The organism is Burkholderia sp. Ac-20353 (genome assembly GCF_017104785.1).
Taxonomy (GTDB): Bacteria; Pseudomonadota; Gammaproteobacteria; order Burkholderiales; family Burkholderiaceae; genus Burkholderia.
Genome location: NZ_JAAGPL010000267.1, coordinates 1 through 9571, shown reverse-complemented (window position 1 = coordinate 9571; position 9571 = coordinate 1). Strand labels below are relative to the sequence as shown.

Annotated in this window: 9 protein-coding genes; 5 read left to right on the top strand and 4 right to left on the bottom strand. The window is 68.2% G+C overall.

Features of this window, described 5'->3' with window-relative positions:
* The first annotated feature begins 156 nt into the window (after positions 1–156).
* The gene (gene polX, locus G3N94_RS37230) at positions 157–1962 is read left to right on the top strand and encodes a DNA polymerase/3'-5' exonuclease PolX (protein ID WP_205799224.1); all 1806 of its coding nucleotides are present in this window, start codon (positions 157–159) and stop codon (positions 1960–1962) included.
* Entirely contained in the window at positions 1962–3314 is a 1353-nt protein-coding gene (locus G3N94_RS37225; protein WP_205799223.1) for a nicotinate phosphoribosyltransferase, read from the top strand. Before polX ends, G3N94_RS37225 begins: the two co-directional genes overlap by 1 nt.
* 2 nt (positions 3315–3316) lie before the next feature.
* On the opposite strand, the gene ald is transcribed toward G3N94_RS37225, so the two are convergent.
* Together ald and G3N94_RS37215 are read right to left on the bottom strand one after the other, a co-directional pair.
* Positions 3317–4432 carry an alanine dehydrogenase gene (gene ald / locus G3N94_RS37220; RefSeq protein WP_205799222.1) on the bottom strand — a complete coding sequence of 372 codons (1116 nt, stop codon included), beginning with the start codon at positions 4430–4432 and terminating at the stop codon, positions 3317–3319.
* Positions 4433–4564: 132 nt separating this feature from the next.
* Positions 4565–4999, bottom strand: a complete 435-nt coding sequence (locus G3N94_RS37215; RefSeq protein WP_205799221.1) for a hypothetical protein — start codon at positions 4997–4999, stop codon at positions 4565–4567.
* Positions 5000–5275: 276 nt separating this feature from the next.
* On the opposite strand from G3N94_RS37215, the gene G3N94_RS37210 reads away from it, so the two are divergent.
* On the top strand, positions 5276–5692 hold the full coding sequence (locus G3N94_RS37210) for a DUF3995 domain-containing protein (protein ID WP_205799220.1): 417 nt from the start codon (positions 5276–5278) through the stop codon (positions 5690–5692).
* Positions 5693–5762: 70 nt separating this feature from the next.
* Here G3N94_RS37210 and G3N94_RS37205 read toward each other — a convergent pair whose 3' ends face one another.
* Complete coding sequence (locus G3N94_RS37205) at positions 5763–6335, bottom strand: RNA 2'-phosphotransferase (RefSeq protein ID WP_205799219.1); 573 nt, start codon at positions 6333–6335, stop codon at positions 5763–5765.
* Between the two features lie 14 nt (positions 6336–6349).
* Positions 6350–6613, bottom strand: coding sequence for a hypothetical protein (locus tag G3N94_RS37200; protein WP_205799218.1), 264 nt, complete (start codon positions 6611–6613; stop codon positions 6350–6352).
* A gap of 344 nt (positions 6614–6957) precedes the next feature.
* Between G3N94_RS37200 and G3N94_RS37195 the strand changes: the two genes are divergently transcribed.
* Both G3N94_RS37195 and G3N94_RS37190 read left to right on the top strand, forming a co-directional pair.
* The gene (locus tag G3N94_RS37195) at positions 6958–7698 is read left to right on the top strand and encodes a gluconate 2-dehydrogenase subunit 3 family protein (RefSeq protein ID WP_205799217.1); all 741 of its coding nucleotides are present in this window, start codon (positions 6958–6960) and stop codon (positions 7696–7698) included.
* A complete protein-coding gene (locus G3N94_RS37190) occupies positions 7698–9476 on the top strand; it encodes a GMC family oxidoreductase (RefSeq protein WP_205799216.1) in 1779 nt (592 codons plus the stop codon). Before G3N94_RS37195 ends, G3N94_RS37190 begins: the two co-directional genes overlap by 1 nt.
* The last annotated feature ends 95 nt before the right edge of the window (positions 9477–9571 follow it).

The following is a 9571-nucleotide window of genomic DNA, read 5'->3' as shown; positions in this document are numbered from 1 at the left end:
GGCGCCGCGCGCAACGGCGGCGCCCGGCGCCTGCGCGGAGCGGGCGGGCGGCGTAGGATGGGGCATGGCGCCCGGCGTGCGTCGTCAACGCGCCGGGCTGGCAGGCGCTGCCGCATCCAGGCAGCGCCATCCACGTGGAATGGAGCCGCGCCGATCATGTCGATCCACAATGCCGAATGTGCGGCGGTGTTTGCCGAGATCGCCGACATGCTCGAAATACAGGGCGCCAACCCGTTTCGGGTGCGCGCTTACCGCAATGCCGCGCGCACGATCGCCGACTACGGCCGCGACATTCCCACGATGGTTGCGAATGGCGACGACCTCGGCCGGATCCCGTCGATAGGCGTCGACCTCGCGTCGAAGCTGCGCGAAATCGCGGCGACCGGCACCTGCGAGTTGCAGCAGACGCTGCGCCGCGCGCTGCCACCGGCGATCGTCGAATTGCTCGACGTGCAGGGGCTCGGCGCGAAACGCGTGAAGGCGCTGCACGACGGGCTGCATGTCGAAACGCTCGAACAGCTGAAGGCGGCGGCGAAGAGCGGACGCGTTCGCGAACTGCCGGGCTTCGGCGCGAAAACCGAAGCGCATCTGCTCGAAGCGATCGACGAACGCCTGCATCATGCGCCGCAGCGATTCCTGCTGCCGTTTGCCGAGCAAGCGTTGATGCCGCTGCTCGACCGATTGCGCGCGGTGGCGGGCGTCGGCGACGTGGTGCCGGCCGGCAGCTTCCGGCGCCGCCGCGAGACCGTCGGCGATCTCGACGTGCTCGTGACCGCGCGCGACCCGGTGGCGGTGGCCGACGCGTTCGTCGGCTACGGCGAAGTCGAGCGCGTGCTGGCGAACGGTGCGACGCGCTCGAGCGTCGTGCTGCGCAGCGGCCTGCAGGTCGACCTGCGCGTCGTCGAAGCGGATGCGTTCGGCGCGGCGCTCGTGTACTTCACCGGGTCGAAATCGCACAACATCGCGTTGCGCCGCATCGCACAGGCCGGCGGCCTGAAGATCAACGAATACGGCGTGTTTCGCGGCGACGAACGGATCGCCGGCGCGACCGAGGCGTCGGTTTACGGCGCTATTGGCCTGCACTGGGTGCCGCCCGAGCTGCGCGAGGATCATGGCGAAATCGATGCATCGCGGACGGGCGACCTGCCGGTGCTCGTCGAGCGCAAGCATCTGCGCGGCGACCTGCATGCGCATACTGATGCATCGGATGGCCACGACGGCCTGCGCGCGATGGCGGACGCCGCCCGTGCGCGCGGGCTGGCGTATCTCGCGATCACCGACCTGGCGCAGCGCGGCGGCCGTGCGCGGGGCGTCGACGCCGGGCGGCTCGCGCGGCAAATCGACGATATCGACAGGCTGAACGCATCGTTCGACGATTTCGCGCTGCTGAAGGGCGTCGAGGTGGACATTCGCGAAGACGGCAGCCTCGGCTTGCCGGACGATTTGCTCGGCCGGTTCGATCTCGTCGTCGGCGCGGTGCGCGACGGCCTGGACCTGCCGCGGGCCGCGCAGACCGATCGCATGCTGCATGCGATGGACCATCCGCATTTCACGATCCTCGCGCATCCGACCGGCCGCCTGCTCGGCGAACGGGACGCCTGCGAGCTCGACGTGCCGCGCGTGATCGAGCACGCGCGGGCGCGCGGCTGCTTCCTCGAACTGGATGCGCAGCCGCAGCGGCTCGATCTCGCGGACATCTGGTGCCGCGAGGCCGCGCAGGCCGGTGTGCTGGTGTCGATCGGCTCGGACGCGCATCGCGCCGACGAACTGGACGATCTCGGCTTCGGCGTCGACCAGGCGCGGCGCGGCTGGCTCACCTGCACCGACGTGCTCAACACGCGGACGCTCGCGCAATTGCGGCCGCTGCTCGCGCGCACGATGGGCGGTGTGGGCAGCGGGGCCGGTAGCGGGGCGGCCAGCACGCATCGCGAGCCGGCGCGGCACCGCACGAAGGAGGCGTGATGGCGGGCGCGACGGGCGATGGCGGCGAAGGCATGCTGCTGACCGATCTCTACGAGCTCACGATGCTGCAGGCGTACTTCGATGCCGCGATGAACGACGTCGCGAGCTTCGAGTTCTTTGTGCGCGCGTTGCCGCCGCAGCGCAATTTCCTGATGGCGTCGGGGCTCGCGCCCGTGCTCGATTACCTGGAGCGCGCGCGGTTCACGGACGCCGACCTCGACTACCTGGCCCGCACGGGGCGCTTCCGCGCGGACTTCGTCGCGTCGCTCGCCGACTGGCGCTTTTCCGGTGCGGTGGACGCGATGCCCGAAGGCACCGTCTGCTTCGCCGACGAGCCGATCCTGCGGATCACCGCGCCGTTGCGCGAGGCGCAGCTCGTCGAGAGCCGCGTGATGAACCTGCTGCATTATGCGACGCTCGTTGCGAGCAAGGCGGCGCGTGCGGTGCTGGCCGCGCCCGGACGTTCGCTCGTCGATTTCGGCCTGCGCCGCGCGCATGGCGCGGAAGCGGGGCTGCTGTCGGCGCGCGCAAGCTATCTCGCGGGCTTCTCGGGCACGGCGACGGTGCAGGCCGCCGAGCGTTACGGCATCCCCGTGTTCGGCACGATGGCGCATTCGTACGTGCAGGCGCATCGCGACGAGGCGCGCGCGTTCGAGGATTTCGCGCGCTCGCAGCCGGACAACGCGGTGCTGCTGATCGATACGTACGACACGGAACGCGCCGCGCAGATCGTCGTGGCGACGGCGCGCAAGCTTGCGCCGGAAGGGATCGCGATCAAGGGCGTGCGGCTCGACAGCGGCGACCTTGCCGCGCACGCGCGGCGTGTGCGCGGCATCCTCGATCGCGGCGGGCTCGCGCACGTGACGATCTTCGCGAGCGGCAATCTCGACGAATACGGGCTGCACGATCTGCTCGCGCGGGGTGCGCCGATCGACGGCTTCGGCATCGGCACGCGGATGAACACGTCGGCGGATGCGCCGTCGCTCGACTGCGCGTACAAGCTCGTCGAGTACGCGGGGCTGCCGCGCCGCAAGCGCTCCGAAGGCAAGGCGACATGGCCGGGCCGCAAGCAGGTGTTCCGGCGCGTCGACGCGGACGGCCGGATCGTTGCCGACTGCCTGGCGCTCGCGCGCGAAACGCGGCCGGGCGTCCCGCTGCTCATGCCCGTCATGCGCGACGGCGCGCGGCTCGCGTTGCCGTCGCTCGGCGAGAGCCGTGCCTATGCGGCGAGCCAGCTCGCGTCGTTGCCCGCGCGTACGCGGGCGCTGGGCGCGGCGGAGCCGGTCGAAGTCGAGATTTCCGCGGCGCTGGCCGCGCTGGTGAAGCGGATGGACGCGCGCCAGGCCGCGTGATGTCAGGCCAGCATGTCCTCCGCGGGCACGTACGGCAGCCCGAGCGAGCGCGCGACCGCTTCGTAGGTGACGTGTCCGTCGCATACGTTCAGGCCCGCGCGCAGATGCACGTCGTCAGCCATCGCACGTTTCCAGCCGTGGTCCGCGAGCGCGATCGCGTGGCCGATCGTCGCGTTGTTCAGCGCGAATGTCGATGTGCGCGCGACCGCGCCGGGCATGTTCGCGACGCAGTAATGCACGACACCGTCGACGACGAAGGTCGGGTCCGCGTGCGTGGTTGGATGCGAGGTCTCGAAGCAACCGCCCTGGTCGATCGCGACGTCGACGACGACGGCGCCGGCGCGCATCTTCGCGATCAGGTCGCGCGTGACGAGGCGCGGCGCCGACGCGCCGGGCACGAGCACCGCGCCGATCACGACGTCCGCGTCGCGTACCGCTTCCTCGATCGTGTGCGCATTCGAACAGACCGTCGTGATCCGGTTGCCGAAGATCAGGTCGAGCTGGCGCAGGCGGCCGACGTTGTTGTCGAGCACGACGACCCGCGCGCCCATGCCGACCGCCATCTGCAACGCGCCCGTGCCGACGACGCCCGCGCCGAGCACGACGACGTGCGCGGCCGGTACGCCCGGCACGCCGCCGATCAGCAGGCCCATCCCGCCGCGGGGGCTTTCGAGGTGCGTCGCCGCGACCTGGATCGACATGCGTCCGGCGACCTCGCTCATCGGCGCGAGCAGCGGCAGGCCGCCGCCGGGCCCGGTCACCGTTTCGTAGGCAATGCACACCGCGCCGGATTTGACGAGCGCCGCCGTCTGTTCCGGATCGGGCGCGAGATGCAGGTACGTATAGAGCATCTGGCCGCGCCGCAGCATCGCGCACTCGGCCGGTTGCGGCTCCTTGACCTTGATGATCATGTCGGCGCGGGCGAAAACCTCCGCTGCGCCGTCGCACAGCGTCGCGCCGGCGGCCGCATAGTCGTCATCGCGCAGCCCGATCGCCGTGCCGGCGCTGCGCTGCACCAGGACCTGGTGGCCGTGGCGGGTCAGTTCGAGCGTGCCGGCCGGTGTGAGCCCGACGCGATATTCATGGTTTTTGATCTCCTTCGGCACACCGATCAACATGGGTCACCTCCACGGGCCTTCGTTATGGGAACGTCCTGCGCTCACGTGTGCGCGGCTGCGGTGGCCGTGATGCGGGCACGACGTAAGACGCGCACGCGCGCGTGCGTGATGCAAGTACGGCTGCCGCATGCGTTACGCGGTTCGCGCGACCGGATCCGTCTGCCCGGAAGGGGCCGCCCGGTCGGGCGGCCCCTCGGCCGGCTGGATGCCTGCGCCGAACCACGGCACGTCGTGTGTGAGCGATGCGGTGTAGCGCGCCCAGCCGCGCGGGTTGCCGGCGAACAGCTTTGCGCAGACCGGCGCGGCGAGCGCATCGCGATCGAGTTGCGCGTCGAGCAGTTGCTGCGGCCACAGGCAGAACGCATGCAGCACGGCGCTCGCGAATTCGCGCACCGTCATGTGATCGAACACGTGTTCGAGCAGCGGCTGGTCGGCCAGCATCGGCCGTGTCGCGATCAGCGCGCCGATCGTCGCGTCGTCGCGCTCGCTTTCGAGCAGGCAGCTGAGCGTACGCATCACGCCGCCGAGATGCAGCAGCAGCGCGCGGCGTTCGAGGGCTTCGTTCATGAACCGTTCCTCCGGCAGGGAGGTGTGAGCGGTTGTACGTTCAAGCCTCGACTGCAGTCCTGGAATAAAAGGGTAGTAGCAGGCGGACGGAAGTCAAGCGGCGACGGCGCGCGGAGCGCGGCCGACGATCGCTGCGGTGCAACGATTGTCGCAATGCGACCGGGTGTCGCAACGCGCAATGCGGCCGATTTCTGTATCGTCGCGGATGTCGCGGCGTACACGCCGCGCGCCGGAACCGAGGCCGGCGAACCGACCAGACAAGGAGTCACACCGACCATGACCGCTGCGTATTTCAGCGTGCCGACGCTGTGCGCGATTGCGCTTGTCCACGTTTACTGGGCCTGCGGGGGCCGCGCCGGCAAGCGCGCGACGATTCCGGAGCGCGACGGCAAACCCCTGTTTCAGCCGAGCGCGGCTGGCACGTTCGCCGTCGCGGCGGCGTTGTTCGCGAGCGCGGGCGTGGTCGCGGCGCGCGCCGGCTGGCTGCTGCCGAGGCTGGATTCGAACGCGGTCGCGTTCGGGATCGTCGCGCTCGCGCTGATCTTCGCGGTGCGGGCGATCGGCGACTTCCGCTACGTCGGGCTCTTCAAGCGGATTCGCGGGTCGCGGTTCGCGCGGATGGACACGCTGTGCTATGCGCCGCTGTGCGTGGTGCTGTCGCTGTCCATCGCGTCGATGCTCTGGACGAACTAGACGTCGCGATCCGGCATCACGTGTTGCGGTGCGGCGGCGAGCGCGCCGCGCCATTCCGCCGTTCAGCCGTTCAACCGGCGGGCGAGTCGTCGTGCACCGACAGAAACTCGGCCGGCACCGCGTCGACGAGCCACACGCCGTTCTCCGCCAGGAAGAACCTGAAACCCCGCTCGTGCATCCGGCCCGCCTGGATTGCCAGCACCACCGGCTTGCCGTAGCGCTTGCCGACCGTGACGGCCGTGCGCAAGTCCTGCGACAGATGCACGTGATGACGCGCACCGGCCTTCAGCCCCCGTTCGCGAATCGATTCGCGAAAGCGCGTCGCGGTGCCGTGATAGAGCACGGCCGGCGGCGGCTGCTCCGGGTATTGCCGTTGCACGGCCGGTGTCGAGTGTCCTTGTACTGCGCGGATGCGTCGGCCGTCGTCGGACAGCGCGAAACGCTTCTTGTCGTTGGTGGCGACGACCGCCTCGATCGTCGCGCGATCGAGCGCCTGCCCATGCCGCGCGGCGCCCGCGATGAGCGCATCGATGTCGGCCCATCCTTCCTGATCGAGCTGCAAGCCGATGGCCTGCGGTTCGTGACGGAGCAGATAGCTCAGATATTTGCTGGTCTCGTCCAGTGTTTTCGTTTTTGTACGCATATCGGAGCGCAAGCCTAGCAGATTTCGATGGACTTCAGTTGAAGGTCCACGCGTACTCGAGCGGTGATCGGCGGATCACGGAGCGCCGTGGCCGGCGAAACAGCCGGTGACTGCAATGCCGGCAGGCGATTTTGTTCATCTTTGCGCGTCCCGTTACGAGCCGCTGCCGATTGTTGCGGTTTTCGAGTCAATAAATTGCGACAAAACGTCTCAAAATGGAACCGGTTCCATTTATAATTCGCCGCACCGTCGACCAGGGTAGCCAGAGGGCCGCGCATGCCGTTCTTGCTGTCAGCGAGAGCGGCGACTAAGTTAAAAGGGCCATGGCGACGGCGGGCAGGTTCCGGCCGAATGGCGCGGATTCGTCCGACGATAAGACCCGCTAGAGGTCGAAACGCTTTGGAGTCCGATGAATCGGGCGAGGAAGCGTCTGCAAGACAAGCGGCTGCATGACGAAAGCGGGGTCGCGCCGGGCGCGAGTCCGCCGTCTGCAGCGAGGTTGTGCGCAATACGGAAGAACAGGGGCGGTCAGGCGCGCGGTTGCGCCGCCGTCTCGCGCCGCGCACGGTGCATGCTGCATGTGCGTGTTCGAAGCGCTGTCCCCAACGATCATCACCCGACCATGACCACGCCACCCGACAAACCCAACTCGCGCCGTCACTTCCTGCGCTCGTCGGTCGCGCTCGTGCCGATCGCGTCGCTCGCCGGTTGCGATCTGCGCTCGTCGTCGCCTTCCGCGACGACGGCCGGCAACGCGCCCGCCGCATCGGCCGAAGCCGAGCGCGCGCCGTACAAACCGACGTTCTTCGACGCGAAGGAGTGGACGTTCGTTCAGGCCGCAGTCGATCGCCTGATCCCCGCTGACGCCGAAGGCCCCGGCGCGCTCGAGTCCGGCGTGCCCGAATTCATCGATCGCCAGATGGAAACGCCTTATGCGCACGGCGCGCTGTGGTACATGCAGGGGCCGTTCCAGCAGGGCGTGCCGGAACTCGGCTACCAGCTGAAGCTCGTGCCGCGCGACCTGTACCGGCTCGGCATCGCGGCCGTCAATGTGTACTGCGTGAAAACTCACGGCAAAGCGTTCGCGGATCTCGACGCGCCGACGCGCGACGCGGTGCTCGGCGCGCTCGAAAAGGGCAGCGTGCAGATCGACGACGTGCCGCCCGAGGTGTTCTTCGGACAATTGCTGCAGAACACGCGCGAAGGCTACTTCTGCGATCCGGTCCACGGCGGCAATCGCGGGATGGCCGCGTGGAAGATGATCGGCTTTCCCGGCGCGCGCGCGGATTTCATGGATTTCGTCAACCAGAACGGCAAGCCGTATCCGTACGGGCCGGTCTCGATCAACGGGGAGCGTACCTGATGGCCGCAGAGAAGAAGCCGCATGTCGATGCGGTCATCGTCGGCTTCGGCTGGACCGGCGCGATTCTCGCAAAGGAACTGACCGAAGCGGGCCTGAACGTGGTTGCGCTCGAGCGCGGCGAATATCGCGACACGTATCCGGACGGCGCATATCCGAACACGATCGACGAGCTGACCTACAACATCCGCAAGAAGCTGTTCCTCGACCTGTCGAAGACGACCGTGTCGATCCGCCATGGCGTGAAGGACACGGCGCTGCCGTACCGCCAGCTCGCGGCGTTCCTGCCGGGCGAGGGCGTCGGCGGCGCGGGGCTGCACTGGTCCGGCGTGCACTTCCGGATCGCGCCGGAAGAGCTGCGGCTGCGCAGCCACTACGAAGAGCGCTACGGCAGGAAGTTCATCCCCGAAGGGATGACGATCCAGGATACGGGCGTCAGCTACGACGAACTGGAGCCGTACTTCGACTTCGCCGAGAAGGTGTTCGGCACGTCGGGGCAGGCGTACAAGGTCAACGGCCGGGTGGTCGGCGACGGTAACGTGTTCGACGCGAACCGCAGCGACAACTTCCCGCTGCCCGCGCAGCTCAATACGTATTCGGCACAGCGCTTCTTCGACGCGGCGAAATCGCTCGGCCTGCATCCGTACCGGCTGCCGTCGGCGAACACGTCGGGGCCGTACACGAACCCGTACGGCGTGCAGATGGGCCCGTGCAACTTCTGCGGCTACTGCAGCGGCTACGCGTGCTACATGTACTCGAAGGCGTCGCCGAACCTGAACATCCTGCCCGCGCTGAAGCAGGTGCCGAACTTCGAGCTGCGCTCGAAGTGCCACGTGCTGCGCGTCGATCTCGACGACACGAAGAAGCGCGCGACGGGCGTCACCTATATCGATCCGGCCGGCCGTGAAGTGTCGCAGCCGGCCGATCTCGTGATCCTGGCTGCGTTCCAGTATCACAACGTGCACCTGCTGCTGCTGTCGGGCATCGGCAAGCCGTACGACCCGATCTCGGGCGAAGGCGTCGTGGGCCGTAATTTCGCGTACCAGAACCTGTCGACGATCAAGGCGTTCTTCGACAAGGACACCTACACGAACCCGTTCGTCGGCGCGGGCGGCAACGGCGTCGCGGTGGACGATTTCAACGCGGACAACTTCGACCACGGGCCGCTCGGCTTCGTCGGCGGCTCGCCGCTGTGGGTGAACCAGGCAGGCGCCAAGCCGATCAGCGGCATCTCGACGCCACCCGGCACGCCGCAGTGGGGTTCCGCGTGGAAGAAGGCGGTCAAGGACAACTACGCGCACACGGTCTCGATGGACGCGCACGGCACCAACATGTCGTACCGTGACGTGTATCTCGATCTCGATCCGACCTATCGCGACTCGTACGGCCAGCCGCTGTTGCGGATGACGTTCGACTGGAAGGACAACGACATCCGGATGGCGCAGTACGTGACCGGCCAGATGAAGAAGATCGCGGAGGCGATGGGGCCGAAGGCGATCGGCGTGTCGACGCGCGAGTTCGGCAAGCACTTCGATTCCCGCCAGTACCAGACGACCCACCTCGTCGGCGGCGCGGTGATGGGCACCGATCCGAAGACGAGCGTGCTGAATCGCTATCTGCAGAGCTGGGACGTGCACAACGTGTTCGTGATGGGGGCGTCGGCGCTGCCGCAGGGCATCGGCTACAACCCGACCGGGATCATCGCGGCGCTGGCCTACTGGTCGGCGCGCGCGATCCGCGAGCAATACCTGAAAAACCCCGCGCCGCTGGTGACCGTATGAAGAGAACAACGACAGACAACGCCACGCGCCGCACGGCGCGCGTGCTGGCGGCCGGCGCGGCGTGGCTGGCGTTCGGCCTCGCGAGCGGGGCGGCC

Coding starts and splice junctions, on each gene's coding strand:
- G3N94_RS37200 (WP_205799218.1), bottom strand. CDS start 6,613: ATGCGCGGCCCTCTGGCTACCCTGGTCGACGGTGCGGCGAATTATAAA.
- polX (WP_205799224.1), top strand. CDS start 157: ATGTCGATCCACAATGCCGAATGTGCGGCGGTGTTTGCCGAGATCGCC.
- G3N94_RS37205 (WP_205799219.1), bottom strand. CDS start 6,335: ATGCGTACAAAAACGAAAACACTGGACGAGACCAGCAAATATCTGAGC.
- G3N94_RS37225 (WP_205799223.1), top strand. CDS start 1,962: ATGGCGGGCGCGACGGGCGATGGCGGCGAAGGCATGCTGCTGACCGAT.
- G3N94_RS37195 (WP_205799217.1), top strand. CDS start 6,958: ATGACCACGCCACCCGACAAACCCAACTCGCGCCGTCACTTCCTGCGC.
- G3N94_RS37210 (WP_205799220.1), top strand. CDS start 5,276: ATGACCGCTGCGTATTTCAGCGTGCCGACGCTGTGCGCGATTGCGCTT.
- G3N94_RS37215 (WP_205799221.1), bottom strand. CDS start 4,999: ATGAACGAAGCCCTCGAACGCCGCGCGCTGCTGCTGCATCTCGGCGGC.
- ald (WP_205799222.1), bottom strand. CDS start 4,432: ATGTTGATCGGTGTGCCGAAGGAGATCAAAAACCATGAATATCGCGTC.
- G3N94_RS37190 (WP_205799216.1), top strand. CDS start 7,698: ATGGCCGCAGAGAAGAAGCCGCATGTCGATGCGGTCATCGTCGGCTTC.